Consider the following 17575-nt stretch of genomic DNA (forward strand, 5'->3'; position numbering starts at 1 on the left):
CACATTCAGGCGTCGCCGCCCGCGCTCCCGGTCGTGCCCGCGGTCACGTCCGCCAAGCGATACCGCTCTGCGGCGTCACGCGCGGTGCCGCCCGGCAGCACGCTGTCGAGTTCGAGCCCCTCGAGTGTGCGCACCACGATTGACTCAACATCGACGCGGAAGTATCTCCGGGCCGCGGCCCGCGTGTCCGAGAACCCGAAGCCATCAGTCCCCAGCGAGAGGAACCGGCCCGGACTGTATTGCGCAATCTGGTCTTGCACCTGACGCATGTAGTCGCTCACGGCGATAACGGGGCCTCCGCTGCCCTCACGCAACCGTTGCGTGACGTATGGCTCACGCGCCGCCTCGCCCGAGAGCACTGCCTCGTCTGCGAGCATCGCGTCACGCCTGAGTTCCGTCCACGAGGTGACGGACCAGACATCAGCAGCAACGCCCCAGTCGGCTGCAAGGAGCCGCTGCGCCTCGATCGCCCACGGCACCGCCACTCCAGAAGCAAGGATCTGCGCGGGATGGACACCCGCGTCCGCTTTCGCGACGCGATGCATCCCGCGGAGGATCCCGGCTGCGTCGACATCAGCTGGCTCTGCCGGTTGCACGATGGGCTCGTTGTACACCGTCAGGTAGTACATGACGTTCGGGTCGGGGTGCTCGCCGCCATACATCCGCGCGAACCCATCGCGCACGATGTGTGCGAGTTCGTACCCGTAGGCGGCGTCATAGCTGATGACCGCGGGGTTCGTCGCAGCCAGCAGCGGCGAGTGCCCGTCACCGTGCTGCAATCCTTCGCCCTGCAGGGTGGTGCGCCCTGCGGTTGCGCCGATGACGAACCCGCGCGCCATCTGGTCGCCCGCCGCCCAGAACGAGTCGCCCGTGCGTTGGAACCCGAACATCGAGTAGAAGACATACACCGGGATCAGCGGTTCGCCGTGCGTGGCGTAGGCGCTGCCTGCCGCAGTGAACGCCGCAACCGCGCCGGCCTCGTTGATCCCGACGTGCAGGATCTGGCCGGAGGTCGACTCCTTGTATGCAAGCAGCAGCTCGCGGTCAACGGACATGTACGTGTGCCCCTGCGGGTTATAGATCTTGGCCGTCGGGAAGTACGCGTCCATACCAAACGTGCGCGCCTCATCAGGGATGATCGGCACGACACGATGCCCCATTCCCGTATCGCGCAGCAGCTCACGCAGGATGCGCGCGAAGGCCATCGTCGTTGCAGCCTGCTGCTTCCCCGACCCCTTGCGGGCAAGCGCGTAGGCGCTCTCATCAGGCACGGGAATCTGCGTGTACTTCGACCGCCGCTCAGGCACCGGACCGCCGAGTGCCCTGCGCCGTTCGAGCATGTACTCGAGCTCGGGAGAACCCGGCTCGGGGCGGAAGTACGGCGGCGCGTAGACATCCTGCTCGAGCGCTGCATCGGTGATGGGGATCCGCAGCAGATCCCGAAAGTCCATGAGGTCCTTCGAGGTGAGTTTCTTCATCTGGTGCGACGCCATGCGGCCCTCGAAGCTCGGGCCGAGCTTGTACCCCTTCACGGTTTTCACCAGGAGCACTGTCGGCTGTCCGCGATGCTCGCTCGCGGCCTTAAACGCCGAATACAGCTTGCGGTAGTCGTGGCCACCGCGTCGCAGGTTCCACACCTGCTCGTCGCTATAGTCGGCGACGAGTTTCGCGGTACGGGGGTCCCGGCCGAAAAAGTGGTCACGGACGAAGGCCCCGGACTCAGCCTTGTATGTCTGAAAGTCGCCGTCTGGCGTCGCGTTCATGAGGTCAACGAGCGCACGGTCATGATCGACCGCAAGCAGGTCGTCCCATTCGCGCCCCCACAGCACCTTGATGACGTTCCAGCCAGCGCCCCGGAAGAAGCCCTCGAGCTCCTGCACGATCTTCCCGTTGCCTCGCACTGGCCCATCAAGCCGCTGCAGATTGCAGTTGATGACAAAGTTCAGGTTGTCGAGACCGTCGTTCGCCGCGAGCTGCAGCATGCCGCGCGACTCCGGCTCGTCCATCTCGCCGTCGCCGAGAAACGCCCACACCTGCTGCTCGGAGGTGTCCTTGATGCCGCGGGCCGCGAGGTAGCGGTTCGACTGGGCCTGGTAGATCGCGTTCATGGGCCCCAGCCCCATGGACACCGTCGGGTACTCCCAGTAGTCAGGGAGGAGTCGCGGGTGCGGGTAGCTCGGGAGCCCGTGTCCCGCCCGGGATCGCTCCTGCCGGAACCCGTCCATGTGGGCCTCAGTGAGCCGGCCCTCTACGAATGACCTGGCATACATTCCCGGGGACGCGTGCCCCTGGAAGAACACCTGGTCTCCGCCCGAGGGATGATCCTTCCCGCGGAAGAAATGGTTGAATCCGGTCTCGTAAATCGTCGCCGCACCCGCGTAGGTCGCGATGTGACCGCCGACGCCGATCTCAGGGCGTTGGGCGCGGTGCACCATGACGGCTGCGTTCCACCGAATCCAGGCGCGGTAGCGGCGTTCAGCGGCCTCATCGCCAGGGTAGTCGGCGTCGGCCGAAGCAGGGATAGTGTTCACGTAGTCCGTGGTGATGGAGCCGGCGTCGGGTAGTCCCGGATCGCCAACACGCTCCCTCATTTCACTGAGGAGCGCGGTAGCACGTTCGGTGCCGCGCGCAGCGACAAGACCATCAATCGATTCAATCCACTCCGCTGTTTCCTCAGCGTCGAGATCAACGTGGTCTGCTGCAGCCGGCTGTTGCGCGTCCCGCTCCATGGTGCGGAGACGGAACCGCTGCGGTGGTGTGTCGGAGGAGGTATACACGACTACTCATTTCATTCAAGACGCGAGGCGGAGGGCGGGGACGCCCCGCCCTCCGCCTCGCGTGCAGCTACTTCTGGGTGTTCACGTTTCCCGTGTCAGGCCGGACACGGTCGACCGTGGGAATGTGCAACGACGATGTGACGTCGCCGGTCTCGTCGATTCGCTCCACCGGCACCTCAACGCCGTCCTTCGAGTAGAGCTTGCCGCCGACGAAGGTATCGCCGTCCTCGAGCGCGCGGATCTCGTCCTCGCGCACCATGCGCGGCGGGCTTGCGGCGAACGCATTTTTGTTTCGCGATTTCCCAAACTGAATCTCATTGAAAATGATGTTCAGAATGATCGCCATGATCGCGGCCGAAGAAATCCCGGAGTGGAAGATGACCTCGAACCAGTTGGGGAACTGGCTGTAGATGTCAGGCTTCACGATGGGGAGCATGCCAAACGCGAGGCTCGTGGCAACGATGATGAGGTTCATGTTGTCCCTGTACGAGACCTTCGACAGCGTTCGAATCCCTGAGGCAGCGACCGAGCCGAAGAGCACGATACCGGCCCCACCGAGCACCTCCATCGGGATCGCTCCCGCGACGCGTCCCATGATCGGCAGCAGGCCGAGGATGACGAGGATCCCGCCACCGGCGGTGACGACGAACCTGCTCCGGACGCCGGTGATCGCAACCAGCCCAACGTTCTGCGCGAAGGCAGACTGCGTGAACGAGTTGAAGATCGGCGACACGATGCTCGCGATCATGTCAGCGCGCAGCCCGTTCGCGATGCGCTTCGAGTTCACCTTCGACCCGGTGATCTCACCGACCGCGAGGATGTCAGCCGCCGTCTCCGTGAGGATCACGAGCACCACGATGAACATCGACACCGTTGAGGCAACGTGGAACTCCGGCCACCCGAAAGCAAACGGTGTGGGAAGCGCGAAGATCTCGCCCTCGAGGACCCCCGAGAAGTCCGCGATCCCCATCGGAATCGCGACGATCGTGCCGACGACAAGACCGACGAGCACCGCCAGCCGGGCGAGCATGCCCTGGCCGAGTTTGCTGCAGACGATCACGATGAGGAGGGTGAGCGCTGCGAGCCCGATCCCCTTCATCGAACCGTAGTCATCGGCCGATGCATTGCCGCCCATAATCCAGTTTCCGGCGACGGGCATGAGTGTCAGCCCGATGGAGGTGATGACCACACCGGTGACCACTGGCGGGAAAAAGCGGATGATCTGTGCGAAGAACGGCGTGATGATGAAACCGAGTATCGAGGCGAGCAGCACTGCGCCAAAGATCTCGTTGATGGTTCCGCCGCCGGCGACAATCGCCGACATCGTCGACACGGATGCGAACGAGACGCCCTGCACCAGTGGCAGTTTCGAGCCAAAGAAGGGGATCCCGACGCTCTGCAGAATCGTGGCGAGACCGCCGATAAACAGACAGCAGGCGATGAGCATGCCGATTTGATCCGGCGTCGCGCCGATGGCGCTTCCGATGATGAGCGGTGGCGCGATGATCCCGCCGTACATCGTGAGTACGTGTTGCAGCCCGTAGGCGATCGTGCGCCCCAGCGGCAGGCGCTCGTTTTCTGGTTCACCCTCAACATTGATGGTGCCGGGGAACTCCCCCGTACGTGTTTTCCTCATTGCTGACCTCCTCGTCGGCATGATGGCGTGTAGGAATCGTGTGCCTGAAGCGGGGCGGCCACCCTACAAGCCGCCCCGCCACGACGCGCTAGATAAAGGCGGGAACGCCCTTCCAGATCTTGTCCGTGTCGCCGAGGGACTCGCGGCGGAGCGTTCCCTCGATCAGGCCATACGGGCTGTGCGCAGCCCAGAAGACCTCGTTGTCGTTCTCCATCTCGTATGGCGTGAAATCGACGACGAAGTGGTGGAGATTCGGCATCGAGAATTTGATCTCATCGATCTCGGGATGCGCTTCCATGACTGCCTTACCCATGAGGTACTGCGTCTCCTGGAGCGCTCGTGAGTAGTGGTTCGTGAACGTCTCGAGCAGGATCTTCTTGACCGAATCAAACGTCGCGTTGAAGTCGACATCGACAGTGTTGTAGAGCCAGCGCGCAGTGACGCTCGTCGCAAGGATGCGGTCAGTGGTCTCGGCCAGCGTCGTGTACTGGTCGACCGGGAACCCGACGAAGCCCGACTGCGTCGTCTTCAGCACCGACAGGTCCTGGAGACCGGAGATGACGTACTTCGAATCGCCATCAATCTTCACGACGGCCGTGCGAGTTTCACCGCCCGATCCACCGCGGTAGAACGAGTGGTCGTGGCCCTTGCCATCGACCTCGATCCGGTCCCAGCTCACCTGCCGTGCGCCCCAGCGGCCGCCCGAGACCCACTCGAAGTCGTCGACGAAGTGCTGACCGAGCCGAAGCAGGAAGTCCTCGGGGGACCCGACGCCGGCCTTCGCAAACGCAAACACCGTGTTCTTCTGGGTGTCTGTCGGCACGACGTGCTCGTTGTTGCCCTCGTAGTACGCGGAGGCAAAGTCGCCGTGCAGCTGCGAGACGACCGTGAGGTCTTCGATGGTGTGACGGTCGCCGTCCTTGGTGACGCGCACCAGGTGGTTTTCGGCTTTGCCGAACTGATTTTCGCCAAGCACAATGTTGGAATGTGACATATCTACTTAACTCCCTCGGTAGGTTGAATATGCGAACGGGCTGAGAAGAACAGGGACGTGGTAGTGCGGTTCCCCGTGACGCACCGTGAAGTGGATCGTGACGACCGGATAGAACGTCGGCGTATTGATGCGCTCGAAGTAGGGCGCCACCGCGAAGTGGAGGCTGTACGCACCGGGCGCGAGTGATTCCGGGCCGAGTTCGCCGATGCGCCCGTCGGCGTCAGTCACGCCGGTCGCGAGTTCTCGCCCAGCGGCGTCAAACAGCTTCACGTCAATCCCTGCGGCGGGGCTGCCGAGCGCGGCATCGAGAACGTGGGTGGTGATGAGACTCATCCTTCAAGCACTCCTCTCAGTCGAAGAAGCGCGATCTGCCTGAGCTGTTCGATCGCCTCCTCAGTTTCTTGATCATCAGAATTGTTGAGTCGGCGGTTGAGTTCGGTCAGGATCTCGTTCGCCCCTCGGCCTGCTGCACGGATGAGGAACACTCGGCCGAACCGCTGCTCGTACGCTCGGTTCCCAGCGAGCATCTGTGAGCCGGAGACGCTGTTCAGCCCGACTCCGGCCTGCTCGTTGCGCGACATCGTCGCTTCCGAGGTGGTCCCTGCGGCCTGGTCGCCGATGCGGGGGTGGTGGGCGAGCGCATGCTCGAGATCTGCTGCGGTCCAGCCCGCCGCGGCATCGGCCGCCCTGGCGAGAGCGTCCTCGACGGAGGCGTACGGCCTCCCGTCGACGACGGCTTTCACCCATTCATCATTGTCAACGCAGGGCCGAACGAGCCCAGCAGCCGCTCCCGGATCAAGGGCATTAAACGATGCAAGCGACATTGCCTACCTTTAATTTCGTATTGTGGAAATTTAATTCCGTGCTTTGATATTGGTAGCTAAGCACACCAAGCTAGCTGCCGACAAGCTCAATTTCGTACTTTCACAGAGAGCGGGGCCGGATCTCCATGCCACAGCAGCAAACCAACAACGCTCCCACCGCCGTCATCACCGGTGCGGGCACCGGTATCGGCGCCGCGGTGGCCCGGGAACTCTCACGCAACGGCTGGCAGCTCGCCCTCATCGGCCGCAACCACGCCACTCTCGAGGCGACGCGGAACAGTCTGCACGCCCCCGACCTCGCCCTCACGAGCCCTGCCGACATCACCCAAGCGGACGAGGTCACCGCGGCGTTCGCGGCGGTGCTCGACCGCTTCGGGAGGATCGACCTCCTCTTCAACAACGCCGGCATTCCCGGACCAACAGGCAGGATCGACGAGATCACCGTTGCTGACTGGGAGGACACCCTGCGGGTCAATCTCACGGGAACCTTTCTGTGCGCTGCAGCAGCGTTCTCCGCCATGAGTACACAGGTTCCACAGGGAGGTCGCATCATCAACAATGGCTCAATCGCAGCGCGCACTCCGAGGCCGCACGCCGCCGCGTACGCAGTCGCCAAGCACGGCATTGCCGGGCTCAGCAAGTCGATCGCGTTAGACGGCCGCGCACTCGGCATCACCTGCACCCAGCTCGACATCGGCAACGCCGCAACCGAGCTCCTGACTGGCTTCGGCAGCGATGCAGGCTCACTACAGCCCGACGGGAGCCGACTCAGGGAGCCCTCGTTTCCACCCGAGCACGTTGCCCGCATGGTTGCGGGAATTGCGGCCCTCGACCCGAGGACCGCAGTGCCCGAGCTCGTGATCACGGCGGCGGGCATGCCGTACGACGGTCGGGGTTAAGCCCCGAGTGACTCCCTGAGACGCCCCACGTGCCCCTGGGGGTCGACGTTGTATTCAGCGGAGAGGATGCGGCCCTCCGCGTCGAGCACAAACGTGGATCGGATCGCGCCGACCATGGCGGTACCGCCCACCACCTTTTCGCCCCAGGCGCCGAGCGCCTTCGCTGCAGCATGGTCCGGGTCACTCAGCAGCGCAAAACCGAGGGATTCCTCCGCCGAGAAGCGCGCCAGCGTTTCGATGTCGTCGCCTGAGACCCCAACGACCTGGTAGCCGGCCGCCGCGAGACTGCCCAGGTTGTCTCGGAAATCGCATGCCTCCGTGGTGCACCCCGGAGTAAAGGCGGCTGGGTAGAAGTACAGCACTGTTGCGGTTCCCCGAAAGCTCTCGAGGGAGACGGGTGCCCCATCGAGCCCGACGAATTCGACGTTCGCTGGAACGTCCCCCGGCTGCAGCCGGGCCTGTGTAGCGGTCATCATTGTCCACCTTTCACGCACCGACTCGCGGCGCAGTCAATTACCCAGTTTCCACCAAGCGGAAAAAGTATTCCAAAGTGTGCTTCACGGTATCAGCTAGCCAGCACCGGCTCAAGACCCGAAACGCTGCTATCTGGGATGTCCACTGCCGCGAACCCGAAGCCTGTGTGCCAGCGGTAGACTCGCGCCTGTGATTCAACGCGAAGGGATGCCATGCCAGTAATCGCCATTCTCGCAGTTCTGCTCGTGGTCTACGTGCTCCGGATCGTCATCGGGCTGTTCACAAAACCGCTGGCGACGCTCGCGCGTATCGGTAGCCTGCTATGTAATCTACTCGGGCTTATCGCGCTCACGTTGTTCGGGTTTGGCGTTGCCTACCAACTGGAGTGGAGCGAAGTTCCGATCGAACTTGGCATCACCGTTAGCGCGGGCGCCGGGGTGCTCCTATTCTTCGCGCTATCGGCTTGGTTCACGAGATCGCGGCGGCGCTCAGAACTCCGGAAGCTACAGCGCGACTACGACGCCGTGCTACGCAGCGAGGACCGCAGAAACCAGCGCTAGATCCGCCACCGCTCACCTGCATGAGACCGCCCTGTGCCGACCATACGCCGAACCCTGTTGTGCACAACGTCACCCTGTCAGCCTCGATAACGCAGTGATGACAGCCCGCACGCCAACGTCCTGCTCAGCGCTTCGCCGTACCACCGCGAGCAAGCTCCGCGACTGCTCAGGCGGCAGCGCAACATAGGTTCCGGATCCACGCAGCAGCTCGGGCGTCAACGCCGGAATGAACGCGGCCGCAGCACCCGACGCAACGAACGAGCACTGCACTACGACGTCAGAGGTCTCGTGCGCCACGAGGGGTTCGAACCCGAGCAGATGGCAGAACGATTCGGCCCAGGCACGGGCGGGGCTCCCCTTAGCTTCGAACACCCACGGCCGATCAGCAAGCCAGCGCGGATCGCCGCTGTATCCCCAACCCATGGGCACACCGAGCAGCATGGGGTCCCTGCCGAGCGCTGTCTCCTGCAGCTCCGGGTGCGGTCCGGTAGTCTGCCCGGGATAGCGCTCGACAACCGCTACGTCGATCTCGCGCGATCGCAGCGCCGGGAGTGAGTGCTCGGGTTCGGCCTGCAGACACTGCACGCGTAAATGCGGCGTCTGCTCCCCCAGCTGCGCCAACAGCTTCGGGAAGTACGCGAGGCAACCGGTCTGGAACGAGGCGACCGACACCGTTCCTCGCACCTCGTCCCGCGTGGCCGCGAGCGCCGAGCGGATCTCTTCCCAGTTTTCGAGCAGTTGTGGGCCGCGCTGCACGAGCAACTCTCCCGCCGCAGTCAGACGCAACAGCCGTCCGTGCGGCTCGAGCAGCGGCGTGCCGAGCTCATCCGCGAGCCGTTCGAGCTGCTGCGACACCGCCGACGTGCTGTACTGCGAGGTCTGGGCGACAGCCGCGATCGTACCCAGGCGCGCAAAATCAAGAAACGTCTGCAGCCTCCGAAAGTCCGACACTCTACTCTCCCAAATTTGCGGGCATAATCATCCCATATTATCCGCTTTTATCGGATGGACTTCGTTGCCAGACTGCAAGCATGTACACCTCAGCATCAATCTTCCTGAACCCCAATGCCCGGCATGCCCGGCTCGCCCGTCCAGCCAGTGATATCCAGGCCTTCCACCGTGGCCTGCCCGGATATGCACCGACCCCGCTCGTTGATCTCCCCGACATCGCCAGTGAACTTCACCTCGGCCGCGTTCTCATCAAGGACGAATCGTCGCGTCTTGGTCTGCCCGCGTTCAAAGTGCTCGGCGCATCATACGCAATCGCGCGCGCTCTCTCCGAACGCTGGGGCAGCGACCGAACGATGTCGCTCGCAGAGCTGCAGGCTGCGACGTCTGCTCACCCCCCGGTCACGCTGTTCGCCGCGACAGACGGGAACCATGGCCGCGCGGTCGCACACACTGCGAGATTGATCGGCATCCCCTGCCAGGTATTCTATCCCGACTCGCTCACTGACTCTGCGATGGCAGCAATTGCCTCGGAAGGCCCGGCGACCCAGGGGCTCCCGCTCCCCTACGACGATGTCGTGGCCGCGATGCGGGCCGCTGCCGAGGCGTTCGGTCCTGAGGCGCTCATCATCCAGGACACCGCTTGGGACGGCTACCGTGAAATCCCGGGTTGGATCGTCGACGGATACAGCACAATGCTCATGGAACTCGACGTTCAACTGGCGGCGACTGGCGCTGACGCGGTTGATCTTGTCCTCGCGCCGGCCGGCGTCGGCTCGCTCGCGCAGGCGATCGTCGCCCATTTCCGGACCGGCGATAGTACGCCGCCGGCCGTAGCGGTCGTCGAACCCGTCGCCGCGCCCACGATCTTCCACGCCCTCACCGTCGGTAAGCCTGAGCCCATCGAAACCGGAACAACAGTCATGCTTGGTCTCAATTGCGGGACCCCATCGGATCTCGCTTGGCCCGTGCTGCGCGCAGGGACTGATGTGTCCGTACTCGTTGAGGACGAGGATGCGCGCGACGCCGTCGAAACTCTGCACCGTTCAGGGGTCGACGCGGGCCCGTGCGGCGCCTCCACCCTCGCCGGTCTTTGGCGCGTCATAGCTGGGGCGCGCGAGGAGCTACAGCTCAACGAACGGAGCACGGTCGTGCTGTTCAATACCGAAAGTCTGAGCGCAAACCCACTATGACTCGCGTAGAGGCTGATCCCGGGCACCGTCCGGGATCAGCCCCTGGACTGGCAGTTAGCTGACCGAAATATTCAGATCAGCAATGAGCTCCGTCGCCCCGCTCAGATCACCAAGCAGCCCGCCCGCAACGATCGCACGCAGCAGCTCCGGCTCCTGGGCATCGTCGACGAGCGCGGTATCCCACACAGCGTCGAGTGATTCGCGGCTCAGCGCAAGCACCCCGTTCGCGTCGGCGAGAACAAGATACCCTGACTCAACACTCACCCCACCGCACACGATCGGCACTCCGATGCCACCACCACCAGCCCCGAGTAGCTTCGTCGTCAGTACGCTCGTACCGCGGGCGTAGACGGGCACACCGATGCGTGTGAGTTCGTCAATGTCGGTCACGACCCCGTCGACGATGACGCCGGCCGCGCCGCGCACTTTGAGCTGAGTCGCAACAACTTCACCGAGCGGCGCATGGAGCCGATCGCCTCCGGTGTCGATGACCATCACCTGACCGGGCAGAATCATTCCCGCAGCATGATGGAGCGCAGTCGAGTCTGTGGCCGTCGTTCGCACGGTCACGGCCGGCCCGACGATTGACCGCCCCGAAGACACGAGACACCGAATCTCGGGGTCCACGAAGCCCTCCTCGAGGTAGTGACCGAGCGTGGGAAAACTCAGCGCTGCGATGCTCTCGACCGTTTCGGCGGGCAGCGTGGGTGGGACCCCTCGTACTGTCACCCTCATTGCATCAGTCCTTCTTCTTTGTCGTTATCTGTGGCCGTCGGCGGCCCCTGCTCTGGCGCGTAACCGTTCTTCGTCTTTGGTGATCCGGGCTGTCGCCGAAGCGCCCGACGCATTTTCGTGAGCCTGCGCGACGTCACGAGCGCTGCCTCTGGGTTGACATGGCCCAGAGCCAACACGAGCGCATCAATCGCAACCATTGAGGGGAGATTCTCACCGGTAAGCCCACCTGCAGAGCTCGCAGTGCGCAGCACACAGTCAACTCGATCGACATAGGCGTCACGATACTTATCGGTGAATAACAGGGTCGTGACGCCCCGTCGGCGCGCCTCAGCAAAGGCCACGTCGAGTTCGCTGAACTCACGACCTGGCGCGAAGGCCACCAGCAGGTCTCCTTCTCGTAGGCTCAGCAGCGCGTCCGCAAACGCAAACCCCATACCCTGTGCGGTACGCGCCAAGACGCCCTGCCGCAGCAGCTTCGTTGTGAGGTACTCGGCGGAAACCGACGAGACCCCAACGCCGTACGCATGCACGGTGGTTGCGGCGCTCACCATGCGCGCCGCACGCGAGAACGCTTCAGTTTCCAGATAGCTTCGCGAGGTCGCCAGCCGTTCTCTGGCCTCCTCGAACACGATGTCGAGGAGGCTGCTGTGTGACTCACGTTTCGTCACCGTGAGCTTCGTCGAAAGCCGATTGGTCGGGTGCACCGTCAGCGCGCGCTGCGACCCGAGCGCACGGCGCAGCTCAGGCCAGCCGTTGTAGCCAAGCGAACGTGCGGTGCGTACGACGGTCATGTCGCTCGCGCCGAGCGTCTCCCCGACTTGGACGGCGCTCATCAGCAGGGCCTGTGCTGGCTGCTCAGCAATGTACTTCGCCACCTTCGTCTCGCCGGCCGTCAGCTGCGGGAGCCGTTCTTGGATTCGCGCAAGCACGTCACCGGGGTTGTCGAGCTGCGGTTCCTGTTCCTCCCCACTCACGATTGCACCGGTGCAGACGCATTGTCAGCCGCCCGAGCACGCCGCAGCAGGTTCCGTAGCACCCTGAACGTCGGTTTCAGCAGGTGATAGCCTTCGTGGGCGACGCCCGGAACGAGATCGACAGTCACCTCGTTACCGTTGCGCCGCAGCGACTCAGCGAGCGCTTCCAGCCTCACAATACGTGTCACCCCGGCAGCGTTAACCCCGGGAATGTACACACGATGCCCCGGCTGCACCGAGATCTCCCACGTCGCGGTGTCTTCGTCGCCAACGATGAGGTTCGCAGGCACCCGAGCGACAGCTACCGGATCGAACGGGCGACCAAACGTCTGCTCGAGTGCCGCCACGCCTGCTGGCCAGGGCAGCGTCTGATCGCACAGGGTAACGACGCCCGGCGAGACGATGGAAACTCCGAAGAGCCGCTCGGGGTAGGCGTATAGGAAGCGGTGTGTGAAGTGACCACCGCCCGAGAACCCTGTGAGGAAGAACGTGGCGAAGTCCTGCCGGTAGGCTTCCTCGAGTTCGCGCACCATGTCGAGCAATACGAGGTCGTAACGTGCATCTTCGGAGACAAGGTACTTGTAGGCGTCAAGGTCTCCCTGCTCTCCGATCCCAGCCGGGAAGAGCGGCACAAGCACGAAACACTGCTCGGCCTCAGCGAATTCGATGAACTCGTTGCGAAGCCGCGTCGCGTCGCGGCCCGTCCCATGAATGGCGACAATGAGGGGGTAGTCCTTCGGTTCCGCCTCGTCGTAGCTTTCCGGGACGTATAGGCAGTACGAAAATCGCTGGTCCAGCCGACTCGCGAACACAGTTGTCGCCCCAAACTGGTAGAACGAGAGCCGCTTTCCGTTAGTAGTAGGCCTCATGCTGTCTCCTTCGTTGCTGCTGTCATCGGTGACCCAGTGGGCGTATCGTCCGCAAACCCGAACAGGTGGTACTCGTGCCTGGACGGAGGGCCGCTCGCAACCCAGATCTGGCCGCGAGCGGGTTCAGCGATCACCGAGGTTACCGTCATATTTCGATCCTCCTCGTCGATCTCGCGCGCATCGTCCTCAGGGTAAATCGAGAGCTCATTTCCAACATCACTGCGGTCGCGCAACAGCTCCGCGATCCCCGTAGGATCAAGCCCGCTCTCGCTCGCCATGATCGACCCGGTAAGCCGCCGGTAGCGAATCTGCGAGTTCTCCAGGAACGGATTCGCCTCGTGCTGCGAGAGATGTTCATTGAGATAGTGGTTCGCGTGAGTCAAGAATCCGTGTTCGGCAGCAATCGCTACCATCTCATCAGAGGTATTCTCGAGGTCAACAGCGTTCCCTGCTGCATCGAGCATGATGACGTTGCGCGACGACGCGCGGTGCAACTCGCGCAGCGCTGCCTCGGCCTCGTGAACAGTGGAGTTGCGAAGCGCGACGCGGGTGTAGAGGTACCGGGGAAAGCCGTCACGCCAGCTGGCACAGTGCAGGTAGTTGCCAAAGACTCCGAGCCCCGCGTTATTGATGCCGATGTACGAGATTTGACCGGCGGGAATAACCATGAGGAGTTCCGGTTCGTCCTCGACACTCAGCCGGACGACCGTCATCAGGTCGTGGTACATGGCGGGAAGGTCAGCATTCTGTCCGACAAAGCCCCGCCCCTCAGCCCCGCGCTCGGGCTGAATCGCAAAGGTCGTGCACTCCTGCTCGGCGCCATGCCGACCAACGAGCTGAACAAACACCTCGGCCCGGAGCTGCAGGAGGAACGCCGCGCCGAGCGAGATCCCAGCCCCCTCGGCGAGCCCGCGAATCTCTTCGTCAAGCCCGGCCGAGACCGCGCGAATACCCTCCCGGTAGCCGAGTGCAGCAGCTTCGGCCTGCACGATAGAGATGCCTTGGCGATCAAATCGGCGCTGCAGTCGTTCGAGGTGCAGCAGAATCTTGGGCTGCAGCGCATCGCCGTGTTGTTTGCCGACCTCGAAATGCGTGCCAGAGAAGTGGTGGAAAGGGAAGTTGTCGGTCACAGATGAGTCCTTTCGGAACGGTAGAAAGAGTGTGCTGGTGTTCACCGAGCGAGCCGGGCAAGCCGATCCCGCTGCTTCGCGCGCGCGATCGTCGGGTTCGCGATCGGCACGGCATCGATGAGTGCCCTGGTGTAGCTGTCCTGGGGGTTACTGATCACTGCTGCCGTGCCTCCGGCTTCAACGATCCGACCCTTGTTGAGGACGATGATGCGGGACGCGAGCTTGCGCGCCGTCGCGAGGTCGTGCGTAATGAAGAGCATTGAGAGGCCCTCGTCTTCGTTGAGTTCTTGGAGCACCTGCGCCACCTGGGCCTGGATCGAGACGTCGAGTGAGGCAAGCGCCTCGTCTGCGACGAGCAGTTTGGGCCTGGCGGCAAGCGCTCGGGCAATGCCAACGCGCTGTCGTTGCCCACCCGAGAGTTCGGCAGGCAGCCGGTCATACATGTCGCCGCCAAGGCGCACCCTGCTGAGCAGTGAACGGGCAACATCGTGGCGTTCAGCCGCGGGCAGGTCGCCCGTGATCTTCAGCGCTTCCGCGACGGCATCCCCAATACGCATTCGCGGGTTGAGCGACGAGTACGGGTCTTGGAAAACCATTTGATAGTTGTGCCGGTGCGCGCGACTCTCGCTGCCCTTCAGAGCGTGTATATCCTGCCCCTCGAAGCGCACCTGGCCTGCGGCGGGCTTGAGCATGCCGAGCAGGAGACGGCCGATCGTCGATTTACCTGAACCGCTCTCACCGACGAGGGCGATGATCTCGCCCCGCCCGATCGTGAAGCTCACATCGTGCACGGCGAGCTGTGGCTCGATCGCGCGGGAAAACAGTGCGCGGCGTCGCGGATAGGCGTAACTCAGGTGGTCGACCGTGACGAGTGGATCTGTGGCGTTCATCGCGTATTTCCTTCCGTCTCAGTGTCTGCGTCGAACAGCGTCGGCGTCGCCGCCAACAGCTGCTGGGTGTAGTCGTGCTCAGGATGAAAGAAGATCTCGTCGGCGGTACCGGATTCAACAAGTCTGCCGTTGCGCAGCACCGCGACGCGGTCAGCGAGGCCGGCCACGACACCGAGGTCGTGGGTGATCCACATCACCGTCATGTCAAGCTCCCGACGGAGCGTTGCAATGAGGTCGAGGATCTGCTGCTGGATGGTGACGTCGAGCGCGGTCGTTGGCTCATCAGCGATGAGCACTTTCGGTCCACAGCTGAGTGCAAGCGCAATCATGACGCGCTGTCGCTGGCCGCCAGAAAACTCGTGCGGGTAGCTTCGGAGCCGCGCAGCCGCGTCGGGGATACCCACCTGTTCGAGCAACTCGACCGTGCGCTGCTTCGCTTGTGCGGTGCTGAGCTTGCGATGGGCGCGCAACACGAGCTCGAACTGTTGTTGCAGGTTGAGAGTGGGGTTGAGCGCCGCCATTGCGTCTTGCGGCACGAGCGCGATCTCGCTCCCGTTCAGTCGCCGTCGCGCCTTCGCGTCCAGGTTCAGGAGGCTCTGTCCTTCGAGCCGAACATCGCCACCGAGCACGCTGATGCCGGGAGGGAGGAGGCCCATGACGGCGAGCATGCTCAGGGTTTTTCCGGAACCGCTCTCACCGACGAGTGCGGTCGCACTGCCCTCGTCAACGGCGATCGATACGCCGTCAACCAGCACCTTGCCTGTCGATTCAAACCCGATGGTGAGATTTGCTATTTCAAGCATGGGGGTGCTCATGCTGCGTGCTCCTTTCGTCCCTGAATGGCCTTGTTGAGGCCCTCCCCTATGAAGTTCACTGAGAGGATGACCAGGAAGATCATGACGCCGGGGAAGAACCCGCGCCACCACTGCCCGCCGCTAATGACAGCACGCTGGGCCTCCTCGAGCAGCCCGCCCCATGTCGCTTGCGGCGCTTGAAAGCCAAGCCCAAGGAACGAGAGCGCAGACTCGGTGAGCACAGCAGAGGCGATCCCGAGCGTTGCCGCGACAAAGATCGGCGCGAGCGCGTTCGGCAAGATGTGGGCTGCGATGAGCCGCAGATCGGTCGCACCGAGCCCCCGAGCTGCCTGCACGAAATCAGCCTTCTTCAGGCTCAGAATGCTCGCGCGCAAGAGGCGCGCAGTCGTCATCCAGCTAAACGCCGAGATCGCGAGAATGATCGAAGTGAAGCCTGGGCCGATGAGCGCGACGAGCAAAATCACAACGAAAAGCGCAGGCATCGAGTAGAACACATCGGCGATCCGCATGAGGAGATTGTCAACCCACCCGCCGAAATAGCCGGCGATAGCGCCAACAACGATGCCGAGCGTGATGGCGACGCCGACCGCAATGAGTGCGACAGTAATCGTGAGCCGGCCGCCGTCGAGCACACGCGCAAGTACGTCTCGTCCGAGTTCGTCAGTGCCCATGAGGTGCACGAGCGAGGGCGCCTGGCCCTTCGCTGAAAGATCGATCTGTTCGGGGGTGAACGACACGACGAGCGGCCCGACAAATACGAACAGCAGCAGGGCGACGAACGTGATTAGGCCGATTCTTGCGGGGATGCTCCGCCAGAACAGTGCCGTGAATCCCGACGCGGCGGGCCGCGCAACGCGCACGACCTGAGTTTTGGGAGCGGTGATCCTATTCATAGCTGATCCTTGGGTCGAGGCGGCTGTACACGACATCCGCGAAGAGGTTGGCGAGCAGCACTAGCAGGGCGGCAATCATGAGAATTCCGAGGAGCACCGGGTAGTCACGCATGTCGGCGGATTCAACAAATAGGCGCCCCATCCCGGGCAATCCAAAGATCGTCTCGGTCACCACCGCGCCGAGGAAAAGCTCAGGGAGCATGAGCACCGCAATTGTGACGACGGGGAGGGAAGCATTCTTCAGCACATGGCTACGAATGACTGTGGACTCTGGCAGGCCGCTGGCACGGGCCGACCGCACGAAATCCTTGTCGAGAACTTCGATGACCGAAGAGCGGACGTGGCGGGCGAGCCCGGCGATCGACACGAGTACGAGGGAGAGCACCGGGAGCACGAGATGCTTCGCCAGATCAAGTGCCGCTCCGACCCCGTCGTGGGACGCGCGAAGGTCACGAAGCCCGGAACTTGGCAGCCAACCGAGGCTGTAAGAGAAGATGAAGATGAGCATCAGTGCAAGCCAGAATCCTGGTACTGCGAGACCCGCGTAAGTGAGTCCCGTCGCGAGATGGTCGAACCAGCCGTCCTTGCGAATACCCGAGTTCACTCCGATGAGCAATGCGAACAACAGCGAGAACGCAAACGCGGTCAACGTGAGGAGCAGGGTGGTCGGTACGCGCTCCCCAATCACACTGAGCACGGGTCGCCCGGTGAGGTACGAACTCCCCCAATCGCCTGTAACGACACCCTTGAGCCAGGTGAAGTATTGCAGCACGATCGGATCGTCTAGGCCGTACCGGCCGCGCAACCGTTCGAGTTGCGCGGCCGTTGCGGTGGAGGCTCCGCCCTCCCCCATCGACATCGGGCCGCCGGGTGTCATCTGCATAAGCAGAAACACCAGCACACTTATGCCAAGCAGTAGTGGAATCGACTGCAGAAGTCGACGCAGTAGGTACGAAGCCATCGG

The 17575-nt window shown here is 63.1% G+C and carries 18 protein-coding genes; 3 read left to right on the forward strand and 15 right to left on the reverse strand.

Going from position 1 to position 17575, the window contains the following annotated elements; all coding sequences use genetic code 11:
* Nucleotides 1-5: 5 nt before the first annotated feature.
* The 5 genes from aceE to uraD all read right to left on the reverse strand — a co-directional run bounded on the left by aceE (nt 6) and on the right by uraD (nt 6231).
* Nucleotides 6-2729 (reverse strand): pyruvate dehydrogenase (acetyl-transferring), homodimeric type, encoded by a 2724-nt coding sequence (aceE, locus tag AUL38_RS04640; RefSeq protein WP_059059748.1) that lies wholly within the window; start codon nt 2727-2729, stop codon nt 6-8.
* Nucleotides 2730-2844: 115 nt separating this feature from the next.
* A complete protein-coding gene (locus AUL38_RS04645; protein ID WP_083506593.1) occupies nt 2845-4413 on the reverse strand; it encodes a nucleobase:cation symporter-2 family protein in 1569 nt (522 codons plus the stop codon).
* 88 nt (nt 4414-4501) lie between these two features.
* A complete protein-coding gene (gene pucL, locus AUL38_RS04650; protein ID WP_059059559.1) occupies nt 4502-5407 on the reverse strand; it encodes a factor-independent urate hydroxylase in 906 nt (301 codons plus the stop codon).
* 6 nt (nt 5408-5413) lie between these two features.
* Nucleotides 5414-5740, reverse strand: a complete 327-nt coding sequence (gene uraH, locus AUL38_RS04655; protein ID WP_059059561.1) for a hydroxyisourate hydrolase — start codon at nt 5738-5740, stop codon at nt 5414-5416.
* Nucleotides 5737-6231 (reverse strand): 2-oxo-4-hydroxy-4-carboxy-5-ureidoimidazoline decarboxylase, encoded by a 495-nt coding sequence (gene uraD, locus AUL38_RS04660; protein WP_059059563.1) that lies wholly within the window; start codon nt 6229-6231, stop codon nt 5737-5739. The genes uraH and uraD overlap by 4 nt, the downstream gene beginning before the upstream one ends.
* A 125-nt stretch (nt 6232-6356) precedes the next feature.
* Here uraD and AUL38_RS04665 point away from each other — a divergent pair, with 125 nt between their 5' ends.
* Nucleotides 6357-7130, forward strand: a complete 774-nt coding sequence (locus tag AUL38_RS04665; protein WP_059059565.1) for an SDR family oxidoreductase — start codon at nt 6357-6359, stop codon at nt 7128-7130.
* On the opposite strand, the gene AUL38_RS04670 is transcribed toward AUL38_RS04665, so the two are convergent.
* Nucleotides 7127-7606 carry a peroxiredoxin gene (locus AUL38_RS04670; RefSeq protein ID WP_059059568.1) on the reverse strand — a complete coding sequence of 160 codons (480 nt, stop codon included), beginning with the start codon at nt 7604-7606 and terminating at the stop codon, nt 7127-7129. The two genes, AUL38_RS04665 and AUL38_RS04670, sit on opposite strands and share 4 nt — an antisense overlap.
* Before the next feature lie 210 nt (nt 7607-7816).
* Here AUL38_RS04670 and AUL38_RS04675 point away from each other — a divergent pair, with 210 nt between their 5' ends.
* On the forward strand, nt 7817-8164 hold the full coding sequence (locus AUL38_RS04675) for a hypothetical protein (protein WP_059059569.1): 348 nt from the start codon (nt 7817-7819) through the stop codon (nt 8162-8164).
* A gap of 69 nt (nt 8165-8233) precedes the next feature.
* Here AUL38_RS04675 and AUL38_RS04680 read toward each other — a convergent pair whose 3' ends face one another.
* Nucleotides 8234-9115: a LysR family transcriptional regulator gene (locus AUL38_RS04680; RefSeq protein ID WP_059059570.1), complete on the reverse strand. Its 882-nt coding sequence runs from the start codon at nt 9113-9115 to the stop codon at nt 8234-8236.
* Between the two features lie 80 nt (nt 9116-9195).
* Between AUL38_RS04680 and AUL38_RS04685 the strand changes: the two genes are divergently transcribed.
* A complete protein-coding gene (locus AUL38_RS04685; protein WP_059059571.1) occupies nt 9196-10305 on the forward strand; it encodes a diaminopropionate ammonia-lyase in 1110 nt (369 codons plus the stop codon).
* A 54-nt stretch (nt 10306-10359) separates the two neighbouring features.
* On the opposite strand, the gene AUL38_RS04690 is transcribed toward AUL38_RS04685, so the two are convergent.
* From AUL38_RS04690 to AUL38_RS04725, 8 genes are read right to left on the reverse strand one after another with little or no spacing between them, the layout of a single operon-like run.
* The gene (locus AUL38_RS04690; protein ID WP_059059573.1) at nt 10360-11040 is read right to left on the reverse strand and encodes an RraA family protein; all 681 of its coding nucleotides are present in this window, start codon (nt 11038-11040) and stop codon (nt 10360-10362) included.
* Entirely contained in the window at nt 11037-12014 is a 978-nt protein-coding gene (locus tag AUL38_RS04695) for a MurR/RpiR family transcriptional regulator (RefSeq protein ID WP_059059575.1), read from the reverse strand. Before AUL38_RS04695 ends, AUL38_RS04690 begins: the two co-directional genes overlap by 4 nt.
* Nucleotides 12011-12883 (reverse strand): hypothetical protein, encoded by an 873-nt coding sequence (locus tag AUL38_RS04700; RefSeq protein WP_201023681.1) that lies wholly within the window; start codon nt 12881-12883, stop codon nt 12011-12013. Before AUL38_RS04700 ends, AUL38_RS04695 begins: the two co-directional genes overlap by 4 nt.
* The gene (locus AUL38_RS04705) at nt 12880-14013 is read right to left on the reverse strand and encodes a C45 family peptidase (RefSeq protein WP_059059577.1); all 1134 of its coding nucleotides are present in this window, start codon (nt 14011-14013) and stop codon (nt 12880-12882) included. Before AUL38_RS04705 ends, AUL38_RS04700 begins: the two co-directional genes overlap by 4 nt.
* A gap of 41 nt (nt 14014-14054) precedes the next feature.
* Nucleotides 14055-14903, reverse strand: a complete 849-nt coding sequence (locus AUL38_RS04710; protein ID WP_059059579.1) for an ABC transporter ATP-binding protein — start codon at nt 14901-14903, stop codon at nt 14055-14057.
* Nucleotides 14900-15718, reverse strand: coding sequence for an ABC transporter ATP-binding protein (locus AUL38_RS04715; RefSeq protein ID WP_059059581.1), 819 nt, complete (start codon nt 15716-15718; stop codon nt 14900-14902). The genes AUL38_RS04710 and AUL38_RS04715 overlap by 4 nt, the downstream gene beginning before the upstream one ends.
* A complete protein-coding gene (locus tag AUL38_RS04720) occupies nt 15715-16611 on the reverse strand; it encodes an ABC transporter permease (RefSeq protein ID WP_059059583.1) in 897 nt (298 codons plus the stop codon). Before AUL38_RS04720 ends, AUL38_RS04715 begins: the two co-directional genes overlap by 4 nt.
* The gene (locus AUL38_RS04725; protein WP_083506595.1) at nt 16604-17572 is read right to left on the reverse strand and encodes an ABC transporter permease; all 969 of its coding nucleotides are present in this window, start codon (nt 17570-17572) and stop codon (nt 16604-16606) included. The genes AUL38_RS04720 and AUL38_RS04725 overlap by 8 nt, the downstream gene beginning before the upstream one ends.
* Nucleotides 17573-17575 lie beyond the last annotated feature (3 nt).

Origin of the sequence: Leucobacter sp. G161 (assembly GCF_001482305.1) — a bacterium.
GTDB lineage: Bacteria > Actinomycetota > Actinomycetes > Actinomycetales > Microbacteriaceae > Leucobacter.

What these genes read in the sequence shown, in the direction of transcription:
- AUL38_RS04710 (WP_059059579.1), bottom strand. Translation starts at nt 14,903, where the DNA reads ATGAACGCCACAGATCCACTCGTCACGGTCGACCACCTGAGTTACGCC.
- AUL38_RS04685 (WP_059059571.1), top strand. Translation starts at nt 9,196, where the DNA reads ATGTACACCTCAGCATCAATCTTCCTGAACCCCAATGCCCGGCATGCC.
- AUL38_RS04720 (WP_059059583.1), bottom strand. Translation starts at nt 16,611, where the DNA reads ATGAATAGGATCACCGCTCCCAAAACTCAGGTCGTGCGCGTTGCGCGG.
- AUL38_RS04675 (WP_059059569.1), top strand. Translation starts at nt 7,817, where the DNA reads ATGCCAGTAATCGCCATTCTCGCAGTTCTGCTCGTGGTCTACGTGCTC.
- pucL (WP_059059559.1), bottom strand. Translation starts at nt 5,407, where the DNA reads ATGTCACATTCCAACATTGTGCTTGGCGAAAATCAGTTCGGCAAAGCC.
- AUL38_RS04690 (WP_059059573.1), bottom strand. Translation starts at nt 11,040, where the DNA reads ATGAGGGTGACAGTACGAGGGGTCCCACCCACGCTGCCCGCCGAAACG.
- AUL38_RS04670 (WP_059059568.1), bottom strand. Translation starts at nt 7,606, where the DNA reads ATGATGACCGCTACACAGGCCCGGCTGCAGCCGGGGGACGTTCCAGCG.
- uraD (WP_059059563.1), bottom strand. Translation starts at nt 6,231, where the DNA reads ATGTCGCTTGCATCGTTTAATGCCCTTGATCCGGGAGCGGCTGCTGGG.
- AUL38_RS04645 (WP_083506593.1), bottom strand. Translation starts at nt 4,413, where the DNA reads ATGAGGAAAACACGTACGGGGGAGTTCCCCGGCACCATCAATGTTGAG.
- aceE (WP_059059748.1), bottom strand. Translation starts at nt 2,729, where the DNA reads ATGGAGCGGGACGCGCAACAGCCGGCTGCAGCAGACCACGTTGATCTC.
- AUL38_RS04725 (WP_083506595.1), bottom strand. Translation starts at nt 17,572, where the DNA reads ATGGCTTCGTACCTACTGCGTCGACTTCTGCAGTCGATTCCACTACTG.
- AUL38_RS04715 (WP_059059581.1), bottom strand. Translation starts at nt 15,718, where the DNA reads ATGAGCACCCCCATGCTTGAAATAGCAAATCTCACCATCGGGTTTGAA.
- uraH (WP_059059561.1), bottom strand. Translation starts at nt 5,740, where the DNA reads ATGAGTCTCATCACCACCCACGTTCTCGATGCCGCGCTCGGCAGCCCC.
- AUL38_RS04700 (WP_201023681.1), bottom strand. Translation starts at nt 12,883, where the DNA reads ATGAGGCCTACTACTAACGGAAAGCGGCTCTCGTTCTACCAGTTTGGG.
- AUL38_RS04665 (WP_059059565.1), top strand. Translation starts at nt 6,357, where the DNA reads ATGCCACAGCAGCAAACCAACAACGCTCCCACCGCCGTCATCACCGGT.